Source organism: Xanthomonas sp. WHRI 6108 (assembly GCF_040202385.2).
Classification (GTDB): Bacteria; Pseudomonadota; Gammaproteobacteria; order Xanthomonadales; family Xanthomonadaceae; genus Xanthomonas; species Xanthomonas arboricola.
In genome coordinates, this window is sequence record NZ_CP168198.1 from 3212775 (window position 1) to 3234816 (window position 22042).

The window sequence follows — 22042 nt, forward strand, 5'->3', positions numbered from 1 at the left end:
CCGTCCATGTCCGCATCGTCTTCCGCCGACCACGCCATTGCCACGCTCGGCGGCCGCAGCATGGGCACCACCTGGAGCGTGAAGCTGGTGGCGCCGCGCGGACGCGATCTGCACCCCTTGCATGCGTGCATCCAGGCCGCGCTGGATCGCGTGGTCGCGCAGATGAGTACCTGGGAGGCCGATTCGGATATCAGCCATTACAACCGCGCACCGGCGGGCAGCTGGCATCACCTGCCCGACGAATTCCACGCAGTGCTGAGCGCAGCATTGGAGACCGCACAGGCCAGCGAGGGTGCCTTCGATCCCACGGTTGGCCCGATGGTCGAGCTATGGGGCTTCGGCGCCGCCGGCACGCGCCGGCGTGTGCCGGAAGCGCAGGCGATCGCATTGGCGAGCCTGCGTTGCGGCTGGCAACGCCTGCAGCTGGATGGCAAGCGGGTGCTGCAGCCGGGCGCAGCGGCGCTGGATCTGTCCGGCATCGCCAAGGGCTTCGGTGTGGACTGCGTGCATCGCGCATTGCTGCAGTCGGGTATCGACAGTGCATTGATCGAGGTCGGCGGCGAATTGTTCGGCTACGGACGCAAGCCCGATGCCAGCGCGTGGCGCGTGCTGGTCGAATCCGCCCCCGACGAAGATGCCGGCAGCGCGCTGCCGGCACGCGTGCTGGTGCTGGACGGTCTGGCGGTCGCCACCTCCGGCGATCGCTGGCACCGCTTCGATGCCGACGGCACACGCTATACGCACACCTTCGACCCACGCACCGGCGCGCCCGTTCCGCATGCCCCTGCGGCGGTCACCGTACTCGCGCCCGATGCGATGCAGGCCGATGCCTGGGCCACCGCGATGACCGTGCTTGGCGTCGATGCCGGTCTTGCCCATGCACGCAAGGCGGAGCTGGCCGTGCGATTCCTTGCACGCAAGGACGGCATCCTGCTCGAATCCATGAGCCCGGCATTCGAACGCCACCTGTCCGCGTCATGAGCAACACCACCTCACGCGTGTGGCTGGGCAACGGGCTGGCTCTGCTGGCGCTTGCGGTCATCGTTGGCTGGCTGGCCGGCCTGCATGAGGGCGCATGGTGGAGCCCACCCACGCCGCATCGCTGGCAACTGGCAGCGCTCGGCCTGGCAATGTATCTGGGCCTGTGCGCGGTCGTGCTGCTGCGTGCCCGCAAGCGCGTCGGCGCACAACGCGCAGACGCTAGCGGCGTGTTGATCGTCTGGGCAAGCCAGACCGGATTTGCGCGTGAGCTGGCGCAACGCAGCGTTGCCGCGCTGCAATCGGCCGGCGTCGGCGCGCATGCGCTGCCGATCGAAGCCGTCGATAGCGATCAACTCGCACGCGTGCCGCGGCTGCTGTGCATCGTCAGCACCACCGGCGAAGGCGATGCGCCCGACCATGCGCAGGCCGCCGAGCGCGCCTGGCGTGCCCACCACGCGCAGGATCTGACGGCGGTGCAGTACGCAGTGCTGGCGCTTGGCGACCGTGGTTACGCGCACTACTGCGCGTTCGGCCGACGCCTCGACGATCGCCTGCAGGCGCGCGGCGCCACTCGCCTGTTCGAACGCATCGAGGTCGATAACGCTGACCCCAACGCCCTGCAGCACTGGCAACGCTGTCTGGCGGAACTGGCACCCGCACTGGCGACGCAACCCGACTGGAGCCTGCCCACCTACACCACCTGGCAGCTACGCGAACGTGTCCACGTCAATCCCGGCAGTGCGGGTGCGCCGATTTACCGGCTGCGCCTGACGCCATGCGATGGCGCATTGCTGCAGTGGAGCGCAGGCGATATCGCGGAGATCGCACCGCGTCACGCCCCGGATGCGGTGGAGTCCTGGCTGCGGCGTAACCACTACGATGGCGCGCAGCAGATCGACGGCCGTCCCCTGCGCGACTGGCTCGGCAGCGCACAACTTCCCATCGATGCCGATGCCGCTCTCGGTATCGATGTGGGTGCAGGTGCCAGTCTCAGCCATAGTGCTGGTGCTGGTGCTGGTGCCGATGCCGATGCCGATGCCGATGCCGAAGTCAGAATCGACCCAACTACGGACACAGGTAAAGGCACTGATACAGCTACGGGAACAGCCAAAGGCACAACTTCACCACTGGACGCAGATGCGTTGGTGCGCAGTTTGGTCACCCTGCCCCATCGCGACTATTCGCTTGCCTCCATTCCCGAGGAAGGCCATGCAGAACTGCTGGTACGCGAGCATCGGCACGCCGACGGCAGCCTGGGGCTGGGTAGCGGCTGGCTCTGCGTCCATGCACCGATCGGCGCAGCCATCGCGCTGCGCCTGCGCAGCAACCCCGGCTTCCACCCGCCCGCACCCGACCAGCCAATGCTGCTGATCGGCAATGGCACCGGCATCGCCGGTCTGCGCGCGCATCTGCGTGCACGCATCGCAGCCGGCGCGCGGCGCAACTGGCTGCTGTTCGGCGAACGCAATGCCGCGCACGACGCGCTGTATGCCGACGAGTTGCAGCAGTGGCATCAGGACGGCTGGATCGAACGTCTGGAGCTTGTCTACTCGCGCGATCAACCACAGCCACCGCATTACGTCCAACACGCACTGGCCGCCGCCGCCGATCGCCTGCGTCATTGGATCGATCAAGGTGCCTGCATCTACGTCTGCGGCAGCCTGCGCGGCATGGCACCCGAACTCGACCGCACGCTGGATTGCATCCTCGGAGCCGATGTCAGACAGGAACTGCTGGGCAGCGGGCGCTATCGCCGCGACGTGTACTGAACCATCGCACGCGGCACCGCCAAAAGCGCTCAACAAAGCGATTACGCAGACACTCACAGCGCGTCTGCTGCTGAAATCCGCAACATCCCTGCTTGCGGTGGCTGCGCGCTAGACGCACCGGCTGATCCAGGACCGCGCTCCGGCTTCCCCATTCTCTCTCGATCACCGCATTACGCTGCCAGATCGACCAGATTGCTCGTTGTCGCGCTGCCGCCAATGCTGCGGTACTGCCCCACGGCCATCTGCATCAACGCTGCATAGGCCTGCTGTGTGCCGTCGCTGCTGGATGCATCGGCCGATGACGGCGGTCGCGGCGGCGGATCGCGTGGCTGCATCGCTTCCTGCAGTTCCTGCAGACTCAGCGCCCCGCTCTTGTCGCTGTCGAGCAAGTCAAGCAGCTGCGTGCTCGACGCACTGTCGCCATTGACCAGCGTGCTCAATTCACCGCTGCTGACACTGTCGTCGCCATCGCTGTCCAGGCCGGCAAACAAGGACTGCACATCCTGTCCTTGCTCACCCGGCGGTGGCGGAGGCGGCGGCAAGGCCTGCGCCAGTTCGCTCTCGCTGACGGTGCCGCCACCATCCTGATCGAGCATGCTCAGCAACCCGTCGATGTCGATCTTGCTGTCGTCATCGCTATTGGACGACAGCGCGGTCGATAGCTCGGACGCGGTCAGGCTGCCATCGCTGTCGCTATCGATGGATTTGAACAGCTGCGTCAGCGGATTGGTTTTTTCCGCCTGTGCGGCGGATGCGGCGTTGCCGGTGGTCGCACTGCGGCTTGCATAGGACGTGTAGGCGGCATAGCCGGCTCCGACCGAGCTGATGGTACTCATTGGTTTCCCCCTGGAATTGCCGGAACCACTCCCGGCGCCTGCACTGTTCCCTAGCCAGTTGGCACAGCGATGCCGTCGCTTGTCTGCCTTGACACGAATGCATCCGGGCGCGTGCCAGGAGGCGCGCCCTGCTCGCAGATACGTGAAAGGCCCTAGACCGGGCTCACCCGGATCGCCAGCAGCTCGCCGCCGCCGTCGAGCACATGGCGCGTGCGTGTGGAGGCACTCAGCCACGCGGTATCGCCGGCAGCCAGTGGTGGCAGGCCACTCTCGCGCCCGAAGCTGGCCTGGCCTGCCAGCAGGTGGATCGCCCAGGCGCTGCGCGGGTCGGCGAAAAACAGCATGGTGCCGACCAGCGGCCGGTGCAGCAGTTCGGTCTGCAGCCGATCGCGCCGCCACATCAGGTTGAAATCCTGGGTCGGCCCGTCGAGCAGCGTGGCATGTACCGTTTCCTCGCCTGCAAATCGGACGCGCTGGTGCGGCGGCAGCAACTCGCAGCTGCGATGACTGCTGCCAGGAACGTCGGCAGCGGCGCCGGCGGCATGGTCGCCCTGGTCGCCCTGGTCGCCGCCACTGGCCTTATTGCCATTGCAATTGCCACTGCCGCTGTCGCTTTTGCTGACGCCGCCGCCAGTAGCCGTGCCGATGCCAATGCCTGCACCGGTGCCTGTGCTGGTGTCGTTGCCTGTGCTTGTGTCGGTGTCGCTGACCCTACCGCTGACAGCATCGCCAAACTGCAGCCGCATGCCATTGCCGTGCAACAGCACCAGCTCGCGATCGATGCCCGGGAACGCGGAAAACGCCGCATCCTGCTCGATCTCGGCAATCGACAGGCGTAGCGACCACGCATCAGCGTCGCCGAGGCGCAGGATCTCGCGCGTCCAGCCCAGTTGATTGCGCCACCGCTCACGGCGGTACTCGGTGGCCGGAATCACCCGGCTGCTCAGGTCTGTCAGCTGCATGGGCGCATTGTGCCGCAAGCGCGGCGCCAAGCCGTCATGCGGTGCTTCAGGGCTACTGAAGTGCCTGAGCCTCAATGCCAAGTTTCAACTCGAGGGTGTGGCCGATACCCACGAAGCGGCTGGTGCCTCACGGAGTGAGTAGCGCTTCATGCGGAGGGCGCTGGTTTCCCGCAGTCATCGATGCTTGCGTGCGCTCGCAACCCACGCGGACCCAAAACGAAAAACGCCCGGCTGCACATCCAAGTGCAACACCGGGCGATTCCACGTCCTTGTCGGCTTCCAGCCATCCCCCAGACATCCTGTCCAGTTAGGTTGCGGCCACGCATCCTCGCGTCGAACCGTATCTCGGATCCTTTCCCGTTAACGCCGTCCCACCGGTTTCACCGCCGCCCCCTTGGCAGCCTTCTTGGCGGGAGCCATCGTGGCTCCCACTTCGATCAGGTCTCGATTCCGTTCGACCGTCTTGAGTCCGATGCCCTTGACCAGTGCCAGTTCCTCGGCACTCTTGAAGGGACCGTTTGCCTGTCGGTGCTCGACGATTGCCTCGGCTTTTGATCGCCCGACGTTCGTCAGCACCTTGTCCAATTCCTCAGCAGACGCGGTGTTGATATCGACCTTATCGAGTGCATACGCATTCGAGGACAACAGCAACGCCAGTAGCAGGGACTTCAGGGCTACGGTAAATGACTTCATTGCAACGCTCCTTGTGGCTTGGGTGATGGTCCTAGCCAGCATTCCTGCCGGCCGAGCCAGTGTCCCGCGCCACATGCAGCAATCCTATCGCCAACGAACTTTTCACACAGCCGGTGAACTGCGCGCCGCCTTGTAGGGAAATACCTACCCCCAGGCACGGGCGTAGAATGTGCCATTACGTCACGTATTCGGAGCCTCCATGGACAGCGCCAAGATCGACCAATTCATCAGCGACACCTGGGACCGCGAGATCGTCCCGCAATTGGTCGATTACATTCGCATCCCCAATAAATCGCCGATGTTCGACGCCGATTGGATCGCGCACGGCTATATGGAGCAGGCGGTCACCCTGATGGAAACCTGGGCGCGCGCGCAGGCGATCGAGGGCATGCAGGTCGAGGTGGTGCGCCTGGAAGGCCGCACGCCGTTGATCTTCATCGAGATTCCGGCAACCGGTGCCGAATCGGGCGACGATACCGTGCTGCTGTACGGCCACCTGGACAAGCAGCCGGAAATGACCGGCTGGGATGCGGACCTCGGCCCATGGGAGCCGGTGCTGCGCGACGACAAGCTGTACGGCCGCGGTGGCGCCGACGATGGTTACGCGATCTTCGGTTCGCTGGCGGCGGTACTGGCGCTGCGCACCCAGGGCCTGCCGCATGCGCGCTGCGTGGTACTGATTGAGGCCTGCGAGGAATCCGGCAGCTACGACCTGCCGGCCTACGTCGACCATCTGGCCGCACGCATCGGCAAGCCATCGCTGGTGGTGTGCCTGGATTCGGGCTGCGGCAACTATGAGCAGCTGTGGTGCACCACCTCGCTGCGCGGGCTGACCGGCGGCAACCTGAGCGTGAAGGTGCTGGAGGAAGGCGTGCATTCGGGCGATGCCTCCGGCGTGGTGCCGTCCAGCTTCCGCCTGCTGCGCCAGTTGCTGTCGCGGATCGAGGACGAAGCCAGCGGCCGCATCCTGCTGGAGGGATTGCATGTGCAGGTGCCGGCCGAACGGCTGGCGCAGGCCAAGGCCGCGGCGGCGACGCTGGATAGCGCCATCTTCGACAAATTCCCGATGGTCGAGGGCCTGGTGCCGATGCACGACGACCTCACCGAGCTGGTGTTGAACCGCACCTGGCGCCCGGCGCTGTCGATCACCGGTGTGGATGGCATGCCGCCGCTGGCGTCGGCCGGCAACGTGCTGCGTCCGCAGACCGCGGTGAAGCTGTCGCTGCGCCTGCCGCCGACCGCCGACGGCAAGGCCTGTGGCGAACTGCTGAAAGAGGCCTTGCTGCGCGACCCACCCAACGGCGCACAGGTGACCCTGGAACTGGAAAAGGCCTCATCGGGCTGGAATGCGCCCGAGATGGCGCCATGGCTGGCAAAAGCCATCGACGACGCCAGCCTGGCGTTCTTCGACAAGCCGGCGATGTACATGGGCGAAGGCGGCTCGATCCCGTTCATGGGCATGCTGGGCGAGAAGTTCCCCGGCGCGCAGTTCATGATCACCGGCGTGCTCGGCCCGCATTCCAATGCGCATGGCCCCAACGAGTTCCTGCACATCCCGATGGGCAAGCGGGTCACGGCCTGCGTGTCCAAGGTGCTCGCAGAGCATCACGCCGCCTGCCTGCGCGGCGAGACCAGCGGCTCGCCGGTGGCTGCCGACAGCGGCACCCGTCATGGCGGCCATGGCTGCTGCTGATTGACCCCTGGACCGCCCCGCGCATGCCGGGGCGGCCCAGTGGCATTGCCGTGCGCTGCGGCACGCGCATGGACATAACCCCAACGCCTTCGTCGCAGTCGGTGCTGCCCATGTGGTTGCCGTAGCGGCGAATGCTAGTCTGCCGCTCCCACTTCCCTCGGTGCCTGCGATGAACAATCTCTTCGGTAGCGACAGCTGGCTTTACATCATTCTGGTCGGCTTCGTGGTCGGGCTGCTGGCGCGTTTCATCACGCCCGGCACGCAGCGACTGGGTTGCCTGCTGACCATCGTGCTGGGCATCGCCGGTGCAGTGGTGGCCAGTTGGTTCGGCCGCTACATGGGCTGGTACCACGCCGGCGAACCGGCCGGTTTCCTCGGTGCGTTGCTGGGTGCGATCGCGATCCTGGCGCTGCTGCGGCTGTTCAGCGGCAGCAAGCGTTGATCGACCCGGCGTCGCTGCCGACCTGGCTGCGCTTCACTTCACGACACGGCATTTACCCATGACGTCATCGTTGACTCCCGATACCGCGCGCGCTGCGCTCCGTCTGCAATGGGCGAAGCAGGCGTTGAACGACCCTGAGGTCACGCTGCAGCGTGCCTCGGTCGATGCGGGATTCCGCAGTTACTGGCGTACCCAAGGACGCGGCGTGGACCGCATCCTGATGGATGCGCCACCTGCATTGGAAAACGTGGCGCCCTGGTTGCGCATGCACGCCCTGCTCGGCGCGCACGGCGTGCGCGTGCCGCAGGTGCTTGCGCAGGATCTTGAGACAGGCTTCCTGCTGCTGGAAGACCTGGGCGTGCCGACCCTGGCGCAGGTGCTGACCGACGCCAATGCCGACGCGTTGCTGGATGCTGCGATCAGCCAGTTGCTGCTGCTGCAGCGCATTGCGCCGCCTGCTGACAGCGGCGTGTTCGGCGAGGCGCTGCTGCAACGCGATGCAGGCCTGTTCGAAGAATGGTTTCTTGGTCGCCACCTGGGCCTGCAGCTGGATTGCGGTCAGGCCGAACAACTGCAGTTGGTGCAGCGCCGCTTGATGGACAACGCACTGGCGCAGCCGCGCGTCTTTACCCATCGCGATTTCATGCCGCGCAATCTGATGCCGGTCGGCGACGGGCCAGCGGTGCTGGACTTCCAGGATTGCGTGATCGGGCCGATCGCCTACGACCCGATCAGTCTGTTCAAGGACACCTCGGTGAGTTGGCCGCTGCCGCGCGTGGATGGCTGGCTGGAGCGCTACCACGCACGTGCCGCAGCGGCTGGATTGCCGGTGCCGCCGCTGGCGCAATTCCTGCGCGATGCGGACTGGATGGGCGTGCAGCGGCACCTGAAGAATCTCGGCATCTTCTCGCGCCTGAGCCATCGCGACGGCAAGCACTGGTATCTGGATAACGTGCCGCGTTTCATTGTGTATCTGGACGAGGTGTTGCCGCGTCATCCGGAACTTGCGCCACTGATCGGCCTGCTGGAAAACCTGGTCAAACCTGCCCTGGCGGCACGCTCCGCGCAGGCCGGCGCATGAAGGCACTGATCTTCGCCGCCGGTTTCGGCGAGCGCATGCGTCCGTTGACCGAGCGCACGCCCAAGCCCCTGCTGTCGGTCGGCGGCACACCGCTGATCGTCTGGCATCTGCGCAAGCTGGCCGCGCTGGGCGTGGACGAGGTGGTGATCAATACCTCGTGGCTGGCCGAGCAGTTTCCACAGGGACTGGGCGATGGCAGCGCGTTCGGGCTGCGGCTGACATACTCCTTCGAGGGCGACACCCCGTTGGAAACCGGCGGCGGCATGTTGCATGCGATGCCGTTGCTGGGCGAGGCCCCGTTTCTGCTGGTCAACGGCGATATCTGGACCGATTTCGATTTCGCGCGGCTGTCGGCCGCACCGGCGGGCCTGGCGCAGTTGGTGCTGGTCGATCAACCCGCCTATGCCGCGCGCGCAGACTTTGCGCTGGATGCCGATGGCAAGGTGCGCGCAGATCTGCCCACGACGCTGACCTACGCCGGCATCGGCATGTATCGACCGGCGTTGCTGCGCGATTGGCAATCGGTCATCGGCCAGCTCCCGGAGCACACCGGCACCGCGCCGCGCTTTGCGCTGGCGCCGATCCTGCGCGCGCAGATGGCGGCAGGCCTGATCGATGGCATCCACCATGCCGGGCGCTGGACCGATGTCGGCACGCCGCAGCGATTGGCGGAGCTGGATGCCCGGTTGCTGCGCGACGGCGGCTGATCGCAACCACGCCGCTGCAAATGCCCGGCCGCGCGTCGCGCATTGTTCGAACCCCAAACACCGACCATCTCGACGGGCCTTGCAGCCAACCCACCGGCGCCGCTCCTGCTCTTGTCCATGCGCACCGACCATCACGACGGGTCCTTGCCCGCCTACCGTCGCGGGACCTTACGCGGCATGGATGCCGCGTAAGAGCCTACAAGGACGTACTTGCGGCGTGTCCCGCGACGGTGGGCGGGCAAGGGCCATGCAGCCAACCCGCAGATCAGCTGCTCTACAAGCTTCAGGCGATGTGCCTCGAATGCCCGGACACGGCGATAGATGTGCAGATGGCAAGCGCTAAGCAACCTGCGCCTACCTAGCGCTGAGCGCAGTAATTCCGTCAGCCGCTCGAAGAGCCGCGATCCTCCAGCACCCGCCGCAGGAACGGCACGGTGATGCGGCGCTTGGCAGCCAGCGATTCGCGATCTAGCCGGTCCAGCAATGCCACCAGTCCTGCCAGTTCGCGTTCGCTATGGGTCAGCAGCCAGTCGATTGCCGCCTCGTCCAGTGCCAGTCCGCGCCGTTGCGCACGATCGCGCAACACCGCCGCGCGCCCTGCGTCGTCGAGCACCGGCAGGCTGATGCGGACGCATTGCGACAGCCGCGAGCGCAGATCCGGCAATACCAAGGCCAGGCCGTCGGGCATGTGCCGCGCGGTGTACAGCAAGGTGGTGCCGGCAGCGCGCGCGCGGTTGTGGAAATCGAACAGCGCCACTTCGTCGTCGCGCTGCCCGGCAATGCTTTCCACGCCGTCCAGTGCGACCAGGCTGCGCCCTTCCAGCGCTTCCAGCGCATCGCGCAACCGGCCAGTGGCAGCATGCAGAGGCAGGTACGCTGGGGCGCGCCCGGCCTGCTCGGCGGCGGCGCACAACGACAGCGCCAGATGCGTCTTGCCGGTGCCGGCGGGGCCGGCCAGATACAGCCAGTCGCTCACCTGCCCGACTGCCAACGCCTGCAGCTGCGACAGCAGGCCGTCGGGCGCAGCGATGTAACTATCGAATCGCTGATCGGGCGGCGCGCGTAGCGCCAGTGGCAACTGCGGAACGCTCACAGCCGATCGGTGTCCTTGCTTGGGTCGATGATCACGCTGCGCTCGTTGGTGGACTGCAACACGATGCCGGCACGTTCGCCCGCATACAGATCGCTGCGCGTGTACTGCTCATGCGCATAGCGCAGCAGCACATTGGCCACCGCCGCCACCGGCAGCGCCAGCAGCATGCCGAGGAAGCCGAACAACTGGCCGCCCGCCATCACCGCGAAGATCACCGCCACCGGATGCAGGCCGATCTTGTCGCCGACGATGCGCGGCGTCAGCACATAGCTTTCCAGCAGCTGGCCGACGGTGAACACCACCCCGACGCCGATCAGCAGCTTCAGGTCGAAACCCTGCGCCTGCACCACCGCCGCCAGCAGGGCCAGCACGATGCCGGTGGTGGCGCCCAGATACGGAATGAAGCTGATCAGGCCGGCGATGATGCCGATCAACAGGCCCAGATTGAGCCCGATGATGGACAGGCCGGCGGCATAGATCGCCCCCAGCGCCAGCATCACCAGGAACTGGCCACGAATGAAGCCACCCAGCACGTCGTTGGATTCCTGCGCCAGCCGGCTCACGGTGCCGATGTAGGCGCGCGGAATGACCGCGGCTACACGCTCGACCAGGCGGTCCCAGTCGCGCAGGAAGTAGAACGCCAGGATCGGCAGCAACGCCAGGTTGATCACCCAGGTCACCATCGCAAAGCCCGACCGCTGCACGTAGCCAAAGAAGGTCTTGGCGGCGCCACCGGCCTGCTCCCAGTGGCTGCGGATCCAGTCGATCAGGCGCTCCGGGTCCAGCCAGCCCATCAGCTCCACGCCGGTCTTGGCTTCCAGCCACGGGATCGCGGTACTGATCGCCCAGGCACGCATCTGCGGCAGCGCGTCGATCAGGGTCATGATCTGGCGCTCGATCATCGGCACCAGGATCATCAGTGCCAGCACGAACAGCAGCAGTGCCAGCACGAATACCAGCACCACCGCGATGTTGCGGGAGCGGCCGGCGCGCTCGATGCGGTCCACCAGCGGGTCGCCCAGCCAGGCCAGCAGCAGCGCCAGCACGAACGGCGTCAGGATCGGCGACAGCAGCGATACCACCCACAGCACGCCGACAGTCACCGCCACCCATTTCAGGCGACGCAGAAACAGGGCGATCTCGGCTTCGGGAGTCAAAGTCATTTCAGGCGGTACTCGGCGTGCTCGTTTTCGAGAATGATCGGGCCCTCGGTCGGCACCGACACGGGCACCAACGGGCTGTTGTCGCCGAGCATACGGTTGAGGCCGGAAATGCCCGTGAGCAATTCCAGGTCCACTTCCATGCGGTCGCCATTGGCACTGACCGGGCGGATGCTGCGCACCACCGAAACGCCCTGCAGTGCGGCAGAGACGCGCAGGTAATCGTCGGCGCTGCCGATCCCGGTGATCACCGCGCGGTAGACCCCGGGCACCCCCGAATCCACCCGCTTGGCGTAGCGCTTGACTAGCGCATCGGCCGCGCCGTCGGCACCGGCAGCCATCGCGCGACGCGCGTCGGCGTCGCTGCTGGTCCAGCTGGACAGCACGTTGCCGTTGTCGACGAAGACCCAGTCGGCGGTCCAGCCGGCGTCATTGCGGTAGAGCTTGCCGATCAACTGCATCGGCGGGCTGTACTTGGCCGAGGCGCGTGCCACCGTGGCGGTGTCCTTGCGCCAGATCGCGCCGGCCAGCACCTGCTCGGCGGCGGCACCGCCGGGCAGGCCGAGCCGGTAGCCGCGCTCGATCGCCCGGTCCAGCACGCTGCGCGCGGCATTGGCCTGGCCCACGCCGACCAGGCGCGGGCCGCTGCCGTCGTCGATGGCCAGCCACAGCACAGGCTTGGGCCGCGGCAGCGGCCACACCGGCAGGCCCAGTGCGGCGATCAGGCCATCCACGTCCGATTGCCGGAAGCGCGCCACCAGCACGGTGCGAAAGGTCGGCGCGCCGGTGCGCGAGGTGCCCTGGTCCTGACGGTAGTCGTAGTTTTCGACATAGCCCGGCGCGCCGCGCAATGCCTGCGAGACGCCGGGGCGGCTCATCACGCCGCGGTCGCCGGAGACCTTGCCCAGCACCGCACCGAGCGCGCGCGCCAGCGCACCTGGGCGATCGGACTCGCTCTGGCTGTTGACCGGCACTTCGGCCTCGTAGGCACTTTGCGCCTTGGCGACGTCGCCTTCGGTGCGTAGATCGGCCTGCGCAAAGGCTGGCGCGAGGGGCATGGCGACCACGAGGGCGAGAAAGAAAGCGAGACTGCGGCGCATCGACGGTTCCATGACGTAAGCGTATCCGGGTGAATTGTTGCCCGAATGGGACGCCAGCGCCAACGTGGCTGCTAAAATCGCCGCCTTTACAGCCGAGCCCTCCCCGCCCGTGACCAGCCCAACGCCTTCCAATCCCTCGCCCATGACCTACCGTGAGGCAGGTGTCGACATCGATGCCGGCAATGCATTGGTCGAACGTATCAAGCCGCTGGTCAAGCGCAGCTTCCGGCCGGAGGTGATGGGCGGACTGGGTGGTTTTGGCGCCTTGTTCGACCTGTCCGGCAAGTACCGGGAGCCGGTGCTGGTGTCCGGCACCGACGGCGTCGGTACCAAGCTCAAGCTGGCGCAGCAGCTGGGACGGCACGACACCATCGGCATCGACCTGGTTGGCATGTGCGTCAACGACGTGCTGGTGCAGGGCGCCGAGCCGTTGTTCTTCCTGGATTATTTCGCCACCGGCAAGCTGGACGTGGACACCGCCGCGGCGGTGGTCGGCGGCATCGCGCGTGGCTGCGAGCTGTCCGGCTGCGCCCTGATCGGCGGCGAAACCGCCGAGATGCCCGACATGTATCCGCCGGGCGAGTACGACCTGGCCGGCTTCACCGTCGGCGCGGTGGAAAAATCGCAGCTGCTGGACGGCGCGCAGGTACGCGCAGGCGACGTGCTGATCGGCATCGCCTCGTCCGGCCCGCATTCCAATGGCTACTCGCTGATCCGCAAGATCTACGAACGTGCCGGCTCACCGGCCGAGCTGGTGCTGGACGACGGCGTCAGGCTGATCGATGCGCTGATGGCGCCGACCGCGCTGTACGTCAAGCCGATCCTGGCGCTGCTCAAGTCGCAGGGCGACAGCATCCACGCCATGGCGCACATCACCGGCGGCGGGCTGACCGAAAACATCATCCGGGTGATCCCCGACGGCCTGGGCCTGGACATCGACGCCAAGGCCTGGACGCTGCCGCCGGTGTTCGCCTGGCTGCAGCGCGAGGGCGCGGTGGCCGATGCCGAAATGTGGCGCACCTTCAACTGCGGCATCGGCTTCGTGCTGATCGCCGCACCCGAGCAGGCTGCCGCGCTGGAACAGGCGCTGGATGCGCAGTCGCTGGCGCACTGGCGCATCGGCCAGGTGGTCCCGGCGCAAGGCGACGAGCGCGTGCGGATCGGTTGATCGAGGAGAGCTGCATGGACGCTTCCCCACGCGCACTGCCGGCATCGGCCAGCGCTGACGATCTCCAGCACCTGAAACTGCTGTCGGTCTTTCACTATGTGCTGGCCGCGATCACTGCGCTGTTTTCGCTTTTCCCGTTGATCCATCTGTTCATGGGCATTGCAATCATCACCGGGCACCTGCCCATGACACATGCCAGTGCGGACGCACCATCGATGGATCCGCGATTGTTCGGCTGGTTCTTCGTGGTGTTCGCGGCTGTGTTCATTGGCTGCGGCCTGACGCTGGCGGCGTTCATGGCCTACGCGGGCCGCTGCATCGCCCAGCGCAGACGGCATCTGCTGTGCCTGATCGTGGCCGGCATTTCCTGCTCCTTCATGCCGTTCGGTACCGTCGTCGGCGTGTTTACGCTGGTGGTGCTGCTGCGCCCGCAGGTCAAGGCCTTGTTCGCGCCGACCGCCACCGCCGCGTGACGCGCCCTGCCCCATGACTTCAGCGAATCCAGCCCCATGAGCCTGCGTCTGGCCGTCCTGGCCTCCGGCCGTGGCAGCAACCTGCAGGCCATCCTCGATGCCATCGGCAGCGGCCGGCTGCCGGCCGAGGTCGTCGGCGTGTTTTCCGACCGCCCGCACGCGCCGGCACTGCACAAGGTCGATGAGGCATTGCGCTGGAGCGCCAGCCCGCGCGACTTTGCCGACCGTGCGGCCTTCGACGCTGCGCTGGGCGATGCAATCGCCGCCGCGCAGCCGGACTGGGTGATCTGCGCCGGCTACATGCGCATCCTCGGCGAGCCGCTGGTGCGTCGCTTTGCCGGGCGCATGCTCAATATCCACCCCTCGCTGCTGCCCAAATACCGCGGCCTGCATACCCATGCCCGCGCACTGGAAGCCGGCGATACCGAACATGGTGCCAGCGTGCACCTGGTAGTGCCGGAACTGGATGCCGGGACGGTGGTCGCACAGGCGCGCGTGCCGGTGCTGCCCGACGACAGCGCCGAGCAGCTGGCCGCGCGCGTGCTGGCGCGCGAACACCCGCTGCTGCTGGCCACGCTGGACCTGCTCGCCAGTGGGCGCGTGGAGGTGCGTGGCGATGGCGTCCATATCGACGGTCAGTGCCTGTTTACGCCACTGCGACTAGAGTCCGCTGACACCGCCTTCGCCTGAATGCGGATACGCCCTCCTCATCCTGTCTCGGACATCCTGGCGGCCCCGTGCCTCCCTCCCAGCGCATGAAACTCCTCCCGATCGCGACCGCGCTGTTGACCACCGCCCTGCTCGCCCCGGCCGGTGCCGGCCGTGCGCAACAGGCGCCTGCCGTGCCTGCGCCAGCGGCTCCTGCTCCAGCTGCGGCGGCGCCAGCGGCACCGGCCTCTGCAGCGGCCCTGCCTGCCAGCACCTGGACGCCGCCGCCACTGCAACCCTTCGTGGCCACCTACCAGGCGTTCTACCGCGGCAAGGAAGCCGGCGATGCCACCATGCAGGTCAGCAACGGCGAAGGCAGCCAGTGGCGTATCGACATGTCGGTGCGCGGCCGCAAGGGCTTTGCCAGCATCCTGGGACTCAATCTGGAACAGAGCACGGTGTTCCGTGTCGATGGCGACACCTATGTACCGTTGAGCCAGAGCACGGTGCGCAAGGCGATGTTCTTCGGCAAGAAGGTCACCGGCGTCTACAACTGGCAGACCGCCAGCGCCCAGTGGGACGGCGATCTGAAGAAGGAGCGCCAGCAGGCGATTCCCCTGCAGCGCGGCGACCAGAGCGCGCTGTCGCTAAACCTGTCGCTGATGCGCGACGCGCAACCCGGACGCAGCCTGAGCTATCGCTACGTCGATGTCGGCCGGGTGCGCAAGTACGACTACAAGGTCGCCGATGCCACCGAAGTGGTACAGGTCGGCGACCTGAGCTACGACGCGTTGCGCGTGTACCGCGTCAACAGCGGCGACAACGAAACCATCCTCTGGATCGCCAACGGCGTTCCCACGCCGGTGCGCATCCTGCAACGTGACAAAGGTGAGGATCAGGTCGATCTACGCCTGGTCGAATATCAAGGAGCCTGACCCATGCACACTGTTTCCCGCACCTGTTCGCTGATCGCCGCTGCTGCACTGGCCGTGGCCAGCCTGCCCGCGTTCGCCATGCAGCCGTTCCAGGCCGATTATTCGGCCAACTACATGGGCATGCAGGCCAACGGCACCATGACCCTGGCCGCCGCCGGCGCCAATCAGTGGCGCTATACGCTCACCATCCAGAACCAGCTGGCCAACCTGACCCAGAGCACGGTGTTCGAAGAGAGCAACGGCCAACTGCGTCCGGTCAGCAGCAACGACACCTCGTCGATGATGGTCAAGCGCCGCAACGTCACCGCCAATTACGACTGGAAAACCAGCCAGGCGACCTGGGGCGGCGACATCAAGCCGGACCGTCGTGGCCCGGTGAAGTTGCAGCCCGGCGACATGGATGCGCTGCTGATCAACCTGGCGATCACCCGCGACCTGGCCGCCGGCAAGCCGCTGAACTACCGCATGGTCGACGAAGGCCGCATCAAGCCGATGAGCTACAAGGTGGTCGGCAAGGAAACCATCACCGTCAACGGCAAGCAGGAACAGGCGACCAAGGTGTCGCGCGTGGACGGCGACAAGGAACTGATCGCCTGGGTGGTCAAGGACCTGCCGGTGCCGGCACGCCTGCTGCAGAAGGAAAAAGGCCAGGACGCGCTGGATCTGACCATCAAGGGCCTGCGCTAAGCGCCGGGCACGCTCCTACCAGAGCATGGGAACCTGCTCGACAGGCATCCTGCCTCCGACAGCGATGAAGAGCCCGGCTGCGAGCCGGGCTTCCTCCTTCCGATCGGCGTGCGGCGGACGCTGCGCAGCACGCAGAAACGCTCGACTCTCAGGGCTTGGCCGCCGCCTTGTCGTCGCCGCTGGAGAACACCGTGCGGCAGTCCACGCGGATCTGCTCGCCGGTGCTGCGCCAGTAGAACAGGTCGCAATGGCGCTTGCCTTCGACAGTCTTCTTGACCGCCACTGCATAGAACGACTGCGCGATCTCGTCGCGGCTGGCGGTGCCGTCGTTGTTCCAGTCCATGTCCTTGAACTCGACGCCCTGGGTGATCGCCATGCCCACCGACCAGGCATAGGCCAGCCACGCCAGGATCAGCACGATCACGCCGAGCAAGATCTTGCGCCGGGTGGTGAAGCGCCCGCGCAGGATCATGCGATGCGCCGGATGGTCGCGCCCAGCGCCCCCAGCTTCTCCTCGATGTTTTCGTAGCCACGGTCCAGGTGGTAGATGCGATCGATGGTGGTGTCGCCGTCGGCGACCAGGCCGGCCAGGATCAACGATGCCGAGGCGCGCAGGTCGGTCGCCATCACCGGCGCGCCGCTGAGGCGCTCGGTGCCGCGCACGATCGCGGTATGGCCTTCGACCTGGATGTCCGCGCCCAGGCGCAGCAATTCGTTGACGTGCATGAAGCGGTTTTCGAAGATGGTTTCGTTGATCACCCCCACCCCGTCGGCCACGCAGTTGAGCGCCATGAATTGCGCCTGCATGTCGGTGGGGAACGCCGGATATGGCGCAGTGGTCAGGTTGACCGCCCGCGGGCGCTTGCCATGCATGTCCAGCGTGATGCTGTCGGCAGTGGTGGTGATGCTGGCACCGGCTTCGGTGAGCTTGTCCAGCACCGCGTCCAGGGTGTCCGGACGGGCGCGGCGCACGCTGACGCTGCCGCCAGTCATCGCCGCGGCGACCAGGAAGGTGCCGGTCTCGATGCGATCCGGCAGCACCGCATGGTGTCCGCCGCCCAGGCGCTCCACGCCCTGCACCACGATGCGCGGCGTACCGGCGCCTTCGATCTGCGCACCGAGTGCGATCAGGCAGTCGGCCAGGTCGGTGACTTCCGGCTCCATCGCCGCGTTTTCCAGCACGGTGGTGCCTTCGGCCAGCACGGCGGCCATCAGCACGTTCTCGGTACCGGTGACGCTGACCATGTCGAACACGTAGCGGCCGCCCTTCAGGCGCCCGTTGCTGGTGGCCTTGATGTAGCCGTTCTCCACGCTGATCTCCGCACCCAGCGCCTGCAGGCCCTTGATGTGCTGATCGACCGGGCGTGAGCCGATCGCGCAGCCGCCGGGCAGCGACACCTCGGCGGTGCCGTAGCGCGCCAGCAGCGGGCCGAGCACCAGGATCGAAGCGCGCATGGTCTTGACCAGTTCATAGGGCGCGACCTGGTGGGTGACCGAGCGCGGGTCGACCAGGATCGAGCGGCCCTTAGCCAGCGTGCCTTCGTCGATGGTGACCTCGGCGCCCAGTTCGCTGAGCAGTTTCACCGTGGTGATCACATCGTGCAGATGCGGCACGTTGCTGATCTCCACCGGCGCATCGGCCAGCAGGGTCGCGCACAGGATCGGCAGCACCGCGTTCTTGGCGCCGGAAATATTGACCTCACCGTGCAGCGCTTGGCCGCCGGTCACTACGATTTTTGCCATGGGAGCTTGGGGAATCCGAAAAGGGATGTCGGGGGAATGAGAAGGGTGGCCAGGAGCCGGCCGGGCCGCTGGCAGTCGGGGCGCAGGCGCAGCCCGACCAGCCAGGACCCGGCTGACGCTCAGCCTTCGTCGGGCGTCAGCGTCTTGAGCTGCAGCGCGTGGATCGCGCCGCCCATCAGTTCGCCCAGGGTCGCGTAGACCATGCGATGACGCGCCAACGGGGCCTTGCCGGCAAATGCGGGGCTGATCACGGTCGCCTCGAAGTGCACGCCGTCGTCGCCGTGCACGTCGACGCGGGCTTCGGGCAAGCCGGATTCGATGAGTTTACGGATGGTTTCGGCGTCCAAAGGGCGTTTCCTCATAAAATGAGCGCACATTCTACTCTTCACCCGAGTCCCGCATGGCCGTCTCGCACCTGCCCTCCGCCACCGTCAGCGACGCCAGCCTGGTCGCCAGCGGCCAGCGCGTGCTGGAGATCGAGCGCGAGGCGCTGGCCAGCGTGGGCGCGCGGATCGGCAGCGACTTCGCCGCGGCCTGCCGGCTGGTACTGGCCTCGCGCGGGCGCGTGGTAGCCACCGGCATGGGCAAGTCCGGGCATATCGCACGCAAGATCGCCGCCACCCTGGCCTCCACCGGCACGCCGGCGTTCTTCGTGCATCCGGGCGAAGCCGGGCACGGCGACCTGGGCATGATCACCGAGGCCGACATCGTGCTGGCGCTGTCCTACTCCGGCGAATCGGACGAGGTGCGCATGCTGCTGCCGGTACTCAAGCGCCAGGGCAACCCGATCATCGCCATGACCGGGCGCCCGAACTCCTCGCTGGCGCAGGCCGCCGACGTGCACCTGGACGTGAGCGTGTCGGCCGAAGCCTGCCCGCTGCATCTGGCACCCACCTCCAGCACCACCGCCTCGCTGGCGATGGGCGACGCGCTGGCCGTGGCGCTGCTGGACGCGCGCGGTTTCACCGCCGACGATTTTGCGCGCTCGCACCCGGCCGGCAGCCTGGGCCGGCGCCTGCTGCTGCACATCACCGACGTGATGCACAGCGGCGATGACCTGCCGCGCGTGCGCGAGGACGCCAGCCTGAGCGAGGCGCTGATGGAAATGAGCCGCAAGCGGCTGGGCATGACTGCCGTGGTGGACGCGGACGGGAGGCTGATCGGCCTGTTCACCGACGGCGACCTGCGCCGTGCGCTGGACAGCGACATCGACGTGCGCAGCGCCGGCATTGCCCAGGTGATGACGCGCAACCCGCGCACCATCGGCGCCGACCAGCTGGCCGCCGAAGCCGCACGGCTGATGGAGGATTACAAGATCAACGGTTTGATCGTGGTCGACGCGCAGCAGCGCGCGGTGGGCGCATTGAACATTCACGACCTGTTGCGCGCCAAAGTGGTTTAACAGGTTCAGTTTTCTACCGTTGGAACCCCGTTCTCACCGATTCGTGCCGATGCCCTATTCCCCTTTGCAGCACCTGCCCGCCGACATCACCGACCGCGCCGCGCGTATCCGCCTGGCCTGTTTCGACGTCGACGGCACCCTGACCGACGGCCGCTTGTACTACGACCATGCCGGCAACGAGAGCAAGTCGTTCAATGTGCTCGACGGCCAGGGGCTCAAGCAGCTCGACCATGCCGGCATCCATGTCGCGCTGATCACCGCGCGCGCCAGCCTGTCGGCGGAAAAACGCGGCCAGGATCTGGGCCTGCACGTGCAGATCGGGGTCAAGAACAAGCGCCTGGCAGTGCTGGCCCTGTGCCAGGAGCATGGCCTGTCGCTGGACCAGGTGTTGTTCATGGGCGACGACCTGCCGGACCTGCCGGCCCTGCTGGCGGTCGGCCTGCCGGTGGCACCGGCCAACGCGCACCCGTGGATCGCCGAGCGCGTGCAGTGGCATACCCGGGCACGTGGCGGCGAAGGCGCCGCGCGCGAGGTCTGCGATGTGGTGCTGGCCGCGCAGGGCCAGGTCGAGGGCATCATCGAAAGGTTCTCCGCATGAGCTGGAACTGGCGCACCACCCTGGGCGTGGCGCTGTTCGCCGCCGCGGTCATTTCCGGCTGGTCGGCGTGGCAGCAGCGCGCGCGGCCGGTCGCCGCGGCGACAGACGATGCGCGCGCCGACTACGTGCTGCGCGACTTCGAACTGATTGCGCTGGACAAGGAAACCGGCAAGGAATCGATGACGCTGCGCGCGCCGGAGATGCATCGCAACCGCGCCGATCGCACTTCCGAAGTCACCACCCCGGTGTTCCTGCTGCCTGACAACACCAATCAACCGTGGACGCTGCGCTCCAAGACCGGCTGGATCAGCCCCACGGGCGACGAGCTGCGCCTGCGCGGCGATGTCGAGGGCGACAGCCCCACCGGCGGCGCGACCCCGCCGACCACGTTCCGCACCCAGAGCCTGGACGTGTTCCCGAAGCAGAACCTCGCCAAGACCGCGGCCCCGGTGAGTATGAGCCGGCCGGGTATCATGCAGAGCGGGGTCGGCTTCGAGGCCGATCTCAAATCACGCCAGTACAAGCTCCTTTCTCAGGTCAAGACCCGCTATGAACCGAATGCTGCCCGCTAAACTGGCGTTTGCCGCGCTGCTGCTGCCCGCCCTTGCGATGGCCAAGACCAGCGACCGCAATCAGCCGATGGCGATCGATTCCAATGCCAACGATTGCAACATGCTCGACGACAGCGGCAAGTGCCGCTTCAGCGGCAATGTGGTGATCACCCAGGGCACGCTGGAAATCCACGCCGACACCGCCGACATCTTCCAGAAGAACGGCCAGACCGACCGTGTCGTGCTGACCGGCAAGCAGGCCACGCTGAAGCAGCAGATGGACGACGGCGCGATGATGAACGGCCAGGCCGACAACATCGAGTACCAGGTCGCCAACGAAGTCATCGTGCTGACCGGCAATTACAAGGTCGACTCGCCCAAGGGCACCAACGCCGGCCAGCGCATGGTCTACAACACCAAGACCGGCAATATGCAGAGCGGCGGCGACGGCAGCCGCGTGCGCACGATCATCCAGCCCAAGACCGCAGCGCCGGCGGCAGCAGCGCCTGCGGCGGCGCCGGCCGCCAAGCCCGCGGCCAAGCCGCAGGGGAAGAAGTAATGCTGGTCGCCACCGGTCTGCGCAAGAAGTACAAGCAACGCGAAGTGGTCAAGGAATTCGGCCTCACGCTCGAGGCCGGCGAGGTGGTCGGCCTGCTCGGCCCCAACGGTGCCGGCAAGACCACCTGCTTCTACATGATCGTCGGCCTGGTCGAGGCCGATGCCGGGCGTATCGAGCTGGACGGCCGCGACCTCACCGCCGAACCGATGTACGCCCGCGCCAAGCTCGGTGTCGGCTATCTGCCGCAGGAGCCGTCGATCTTCCGCAAGCTCACCGTGGCCGACAACATCCGCCTGGTGCTGGAGCTGCGCGAAGAGCTGGATGGCGCCGGCCGCGAGAAGGAGCTGGTCTCGCTGCTGGAAGAGCTGCAGATCACCCATGTGGCCGACCAGCTCGGCGCCAGCCTGTCCGGCGGCGAGCGGCGGCGCTGCGAGATCGCGCGGGCGCTGGCGGCCAAGCCGCGCATGATGCTGCTCGACGAACCCTTTGCCGGCGTCGATCCGATTTCGGTCGGCGAGATCCAGCGCATCATCATCCACCTCAAGGAACGCGGCATCGGTGTGCTGATCACCGATCACAACGTGCGCGAAACCTTGGGAATCTGCGACCGCGCGTATATTCTCGCCGAGGGGGGCGTGCTGGCGCAGGGGGCACCAGATGCGCTGCTAGCCAATCCCGACGTCCGTCGCGTGTATCTGGGGGAAACTTTCCGCCTTTGAGCGCGTCGCCGCGCCATCGATTCTTCCAGTCAGTGCCCGCAT

The 22042-nt window shown here is 66.7% G+C and carries 25 protein-coding genes; 16 read left to right on the forward strand and 9 right to left on the reverse strand.

The annotated features are described in order from the left end of the window. The first annotated feature begins 6 nt into the window (after window positions 1-6). Both ABQ039_RS13550 and ABQ039_RS13555 read left to right on the forward strand, forming a co-directional pair. The gene (locus ABQ039_RS13550) at window positions 7-981 is read left to right on the forward strand and encodes an FAD:protein FMN transferase (RefSeq protein WP_349778034.1); all 975 of its coding nucleotides are present in this window, start codon (window positions 7-9) and stop codon (window positions 979-981) included. Next, on the forward strand, window positions 978-2750 hold the full coding sequence (locus ABQ039_RS13555) for a flavodoxin domain-containing protein (protein ID WP_349778033.1): 1773 nt from the start codon (window positions 978-980) through the stop codon (window positions 2748-2750). The genes ABQ039_RS13550 and ABQ039_RS13555 overlap by 4 nt, the downstream gene beginning before the upstream one ends. 170 nt (window positions 2751-2920) lie before the next feature. On the opposite strand, the gene xopAW is transcribed toward ABQ039_RS13555, so the two are convergent. The 3 genes from xopAW to ABQ039_RS13570 all read right to left on the reverse strand — a co-directional run bounded on the left by xopAW (window position 2921) and on the right by ABQ039_RS13570 (window position 5283). Then, window positions 2921-3586 carry an EF-hand domain-containing protein gene (gene xopAW, locus ABQ039_RS13560; RefSeq protein ID WP_102251588.1) on the reverse strand — a complete coding sequence of 222 codons (666 nt, stop codon included), beginning with the start codon at window positions 3584-3586 and terminating at the stop codon, window positions 2921-2923. Window positions 3587-3738: 152 nt separating this feature from the next. Further along, entirely contained in the window at window positions 3739-4548 is an 810-nt protein-coding gene (locus ABQ039_RS13565; protein ID WP_349778032.1) for a HutD family protein, read from the reverse strand. Between the two features lie 360 nt (window positions 4549-4908). After that, window positions 4909-5283 carry a helix-hairpin-helix domain-containing protein gene (locus ABQ039_RS13570; RefSeq protein ID WP_016904771.1) on the reverse strand — a complete coding sequence of 125 codons (375 nt, stop codon included), beginning with the start codon at window positions 5281-5283 and terminating at the stop codon, window positions 4909-4911. Window positions 5284-5440: 157 nt separating this feature from the next. On the opposite strand from ABQ039_RS13570, the gene ABQ039_RS13575 reads away from it, so the two are divergent. From ABQ039_RS13575 to murU, 4 genes are all read left to right on the forward strand, one after another. Next, entirely contained in the window at window positions 5441-6934 is a 1494-nt protein-coding gene (locus tag ABQ039_RS13575) for a M20 family metallopeptidase (RefSeq protein ID WP_349778031.1), read from the forward strand. 169 nt (window positions 6935-7103) lie between these two features. Continuing rightward, a complete protein-coding gene (locus ABQ039_RS13580; RefSeq protein ID WP_006452367.1) occupies window positions 7104-7376 on the forward strand; it encodes a GlsB/YeaQ/YmgE family stress response membrane protein in 273 nt (90 codons plus the stop codon). Window positions 7377-7434: 58 nt separating this feature from the next. Continuing rightward, window positions 7435-8457: a phosphotransferase gene (locus tag ABQ039_RS13585; protein ID WP_349778030.1), complete on the forward strand. Its 1023-nt coding sequence runs from the start codon at window positions 7435-7437 to the stop codon at window positions 8455-8457. Further along, window positions 8454-9164, forward strand: coding sequence for an N-acetylmuramate alpha-1-phosphate uridylyltransferase MurU (gene murU / locus ABQ039_RS13590; RefSeq protein ID WP_024938751.1), 711 nt, complete (start codon window positions 8454-8456; stop codon window positions 9162-9164). The genes ABQ039_RS13585 and murU overlap by 4 nt, the downstream gene beginning before the upstream one ends. A gap of 382 nt (window positions 9165-9546) precedes the next feature. On the opposite strand, the gene hda is transcribed toward murU, so the two are convergent. Genes hda through ABQ039_RS13605 form a run of 3 tightly spaced genes read right to left on the reverse strand, consistent with a single transcriptional unit; the run spans window position 9547 to window position 12529 of the window. Beyond that, a complete protein-coding gene (gene hda / locus ABQ039_RS13595) occupies window positions 9547-10257 on the reverse strand; it encodes a DnaA regulatory inactivator Hda (protein WP_245102719.1) in 711 nt (236 codons plus the stop codon). Further along, window positions 10254-11420, reverse strand: coding sequence for an AI-2E family transporter (locus ABQ039_RS13600; protein ID WP_039813322.1), 1167 nt, complete (start codon window positions 11418-11420; stop codon window positions 10254-10256). The genes hda and ABQ039_RS13600 overlap by 4 nt, the downstream gene beginning before the upstream one ends. After that, entirely contained in the window at window positions 11417-12529 is a 1113-nt protein-coding gene (locus tag ABQ039_RS13605; protein ID WP_046343651.1) for a DUF2066 domain-containing protein, read from the reverse strand. The genes ABQ039_RS13600 and ABQ039_RS13605 overlap by 4 nt, the downstream gene beginning before the upstream one ends. 22 nt (window positions 12530-12551) lie before the next feature. Between ABQ039_RS13605 and purM the strand changes: the two genes are divergently transcribed. The 5 genes from purM (at window position 12552) to ABQ039_RS13630 (ending at window position 16428) form a co-directional block, all read left to right on the forward strand. After that, window positions 12552-13685, forward strand: a complete 1134-nt coding sequence (gene purM, locus ABQ039_RS13610; protein ID WP_181097655.1) for a phosphoribosylformylglycinamidine cyclo-ligase — start codon at window positions 12552-12554, stop codon at window positions 13683-13685. 14 nt (window positions 13686-13699) lie between these two features. Next, on the forward strand, window positions 13700-14158 hold the full coding sequence (locus ABQ039_RS13615; RefSeq protein WP_024938747.1) for a hypothetical protein: 459 nt from the start codon (window positions 13700-13702) through the stop codon (window positions 14156-14158). A gap of 36 nt (window positions 14159-14194) precedes the next feature. Next, window positions 14195-14848, forward strand: a complete 654-nt coding sequence (gene purN, locus ABQ039_RS13620) for a phosphoribosylglycinamide formyltransferase (RefSeq protein ID WP_349778029.1) — start codon at window positions 14195-14197, stop codon at window positions 14846-14848. 65 nt (window positions 14849-14913) lie between these two features. After that, entirely contained in the window at window positions 14914-15741 is an 828-nt protein-coding gene (locus tag ABQ039_RS13625) for a DUF3108 domain-containing protein (RefSeq protein WP_024938745.1), read from the forward strand. Window positions 15742-15744: 3 nt separating this feature from the next. Further along, window positions 15745-16428 (forward strand): DUF3108 domain-containing protein, encoded by a 684-nt coding sequence (locus ABQ039_RS13630; RefSeq protein ID WP_016904621.1) that lies wholly within the window; start codon window positions 15745-15747, stop codon window positions 16426-16428. A 148-nt stretch (window positions 16429-16576) separates the two neighbouring features. On the opposite strand, the gene ABQ039_RS13635 is transcribed toward ABQ039_RS13630, so the two are convergent. From ABQ039_RS13635 to ABQ039_RS13645, 3 genes are all read right to left on the reverse strand, one after another. Next, a complete protein-coding gene (locus tag ABQ039_RS13635; RefSeq protein ID WP_046343664.1) occupies window positions 16577-16900 on the reverse strand; it encodes a hypothetical protein in 324 nt (107 codons plus the stop codon). Next, on the reverse strand, window positions 16897-18171 hold the full coding sequence (gene murA, locus ABQ039_RS13640; protein WP_039515184.1) for a UDP-N-acetylglucosamine 1-carboxyvinyltransferase: 1275 nt from the start codon (window positions 18169-18171) through the stop codon (window positions 16897-16899). The genes ABQ039_RS13635 and murA overlap by 4 nt, the downstream gene beginning before the upstream one ends. Window positions 18172-18290: 119 nt before the next feature. Continuing rightward, window positions 18291-18518, reverse strand: a complete 228-nt coding sequence (locus tag ABQ039_RS13645) for a BolA family protein (RefSeq protein WP_016905061.1) — start codon at window positions 18516-18518, stop codon at window positions 18291-18293. A gap of 53 nt (window positions 18519-18571) precedes the next feature. Between ABQ039_RS13645 and ABQ039_RS13650 the strand changes: the two genes are divergently transcribed. Genes ABQ039_RS13650 through lptB form a run of 5 tightly spaced genes read left to right on the forward strand, consistent with a single transcriptional unit; the run spans window position 18572 to window position 22000 of the window. Then, entirely contained in the window at window positions 18572-19573 is a 1002-nt protein-coding gene (locus ABQ039_RS13650) for a KpsF/GutQ family sugar-phosphate isomerase (RefSeq protein WP_024938742.1), read from the forward strand. A gap of 49 nt (window positions 19574-19622) precedes the next feature. Continuing rightward, the gene (locus tag ABQ039_RS13655; RefSeq protein ID WP_024938741.1) at window positions 19623-20171 is read left to right on the forward strand and encodes an HAD family hydrolase; all 549 of its coding nucleotides are present in this window, start codon (window positions 19623-19625) and stop codon (window positions 20169-20171) included. Beyond that, complete coding sequence (gene lptC, locus ABQ039_RS13660; protein WP_039526175.1) at window positions 20168-20743, forward strand: LPS export ABC transporter periplasmic protein LptC; 576 nt, start codon at window positions 20168-20170, stop codon at window positions 20741-20743. The genes ABQ039_RS13655 and lptC overlap by 4 nt, the downstream gene beginning before the upstream one ends. Beyond that, on the forward strand, window positions 20721-21281 hold the full coding sequence (lptA, locus tag ABQ039_RS13665; RefSeq protein ID WP_184456885.1) for a lipopolysaccharide transport periplasmic protein LptA: 561 nt from the start codon (window positions 20721-20723) through the stop codon (window positions 21279-21281). The genes lptC and lptA overlap by 23 nt, the downstream gene beginning before the upstream one ends. Then, window positions 21281-22000 carry an LPS export ABC transporter ATP-binding protein gene (lptB, locus tag ABQ039_RS13670; protein ID WP_016904606.1) on the forward strand — a complete coding sequence of 240 codons (720 nt, stop codon included), beginning with the start codon at window positions 21281-21283 and terminating at the stop codon, window positions 21998-22000. Before lptA ends, lptB begins: the two co-directional genes overlap by 1 nt. Window positions 22001-22042 lie beyond the last annotated feature (42 nt).

Coding starts and splice junctions, on each gene's coding strand:
- ABQ039_RS13550 (WP_349778034.1), top strand. CDS start 7: ATGTCCGCATCGTCTTCCGCCGACCACGCCATTGCCACGCTCGGCGGC.
- ABQ039_RS13555 (WP_349778033.1), top strand. CDS start 978: ATGAGCAACACCACCTCACGCGTGTGGCTGGGCAACGGGCTGGCTCTG.
- xopAW (WP_102251588.1), bottom strand. CDS start 3,586: ATGAGTACCATCAGCTCGGTCGGAGCCGGCTATGCCGCCTACACGTCC.
- ABQ039_RS13565 (WP_349778032.1), bottom strand. CDS start 4,548: ATGCAGCTGACAGACCTGAGCAGCCGGGTGATTCCGGCCACCGAGTAC.
- ABQ039_RS13570 (WP_016904771.1), bottom strand. CDS start 5,283: ATGCTGGCTAGGACCATCACCCAAGCCACAAGGAGCGTTGCAATGAAG.
- ABQ039_RS13575 (WP_349778031.1), top strand. CDS start 5,441: ATGGACAGCGCCAAGATCGACCAATTCATCAGCGACACCTGGGACCGC.
- ABQ039_RS13580 (WP_006452367.1), top strand. CDS start 7,104: ATGAACAATCTCTTCGGTAGCGACAGCTGGCTTTACATCATTCTGGTC.
- ABQ039_RS13585 (WP_349778030.1), top strand. CDS start 7,435: ATGACGTCATCGTTGACTCCCGATACCGCGCGCGCTGCGCTCCGTCTG.
- murU (WP_024938751.1), top strand. CDS start 8,454: ATGAAGGCACTGATCTTCGCCGCCGGTTTCGGCGAGCGCATGCGTCCG.
- ABQ039_RS13600 (WP_039813322.1), bottom strand. CDS start 11,420: ATGACTTTGACTCCCGAAGCCGAGATCGCCCTGTTTCTGCGTCGCCTG.
- ABQ039_RS13605 (WP_046343651.1), bottom strand. CDS start 12,529: ATGGAACCGTCGATGCGCCGCAGTCTCGCTTTCTTTCTCGCCCTCGTG.
- ABQ039_RS13615 (WP_024938747.1), top strand. CDS start 13,700: ATGGACGCTTCCCCACGCGCACTGCCGGCATCGGCCAGCGCTGACGAT.
- purN (WP_349778029.1), top strand. CDS start 14,195: ATGAGCCTGCGTCTGGCCGTCCTGGCCTCCGGCCGTGGCAGCAACCTG.
- ABQ039_RS13625 (WP_024938745.1), top strand. CDS start 14,914: ATGAAACTCCTCCCGATCGCGACCGCGCTGTTGACCACCGCCCTGCTC.
- ABQ039_RS13630 (WP_016904621.1), top strand. CDS start 15,745: ATGCACACTGTTTCCCGCACCTGTTCGCTGATCGCCGCTGCTGCACTG.
- ABQ039_RS13635 (WP_046343664.1), bottom strand. CDS start 16,900: ATGATCCTGCGCGGGCGCTTCACCACCCGGCGCAAGATCTTGCTCGGC.
- murA (WP_039515184.1), bottom strand. CDS start 18,171: ATGGCAAAAATCGTAGTGACCGGCGGCCAAGCGCTGCACGGTGAGGTC.
- ABQ039_RS13650 (WP_024938742.1), top strand. CDS start 18,572: ATGGCCGTCTCGCACCTGCCCTCCGCCACCGTCAGCGACGCCAGCCTG.
- ABQ039_RS13655 (WP_024938741.1), top strand. CDS start 19,623: ATGCCCTATTCCCCTTTGCAGCACCTGCCCGCCGACATCACCGACCGC.
- lptC (WP_039526175.1), top strand. CDS start 20,168: ATGAGCTGGAACTGGCGCACCACCCTGGGCGTGGCGCTGTTCGCCGCC.
- lptA (WP_184456885.1), top strand. CDS start 20,721: ATGAACCGAATGCTGCCCGCTAAACTGGCGTTTGCCGCGCTGCTGCTG.
- lptB (WP_016904606.1), top strand. CDS start 21,281: ATGCTGGTCGCCACCGGTCTGCGCAAGAAGTACAAGCAACGCGAAGTG.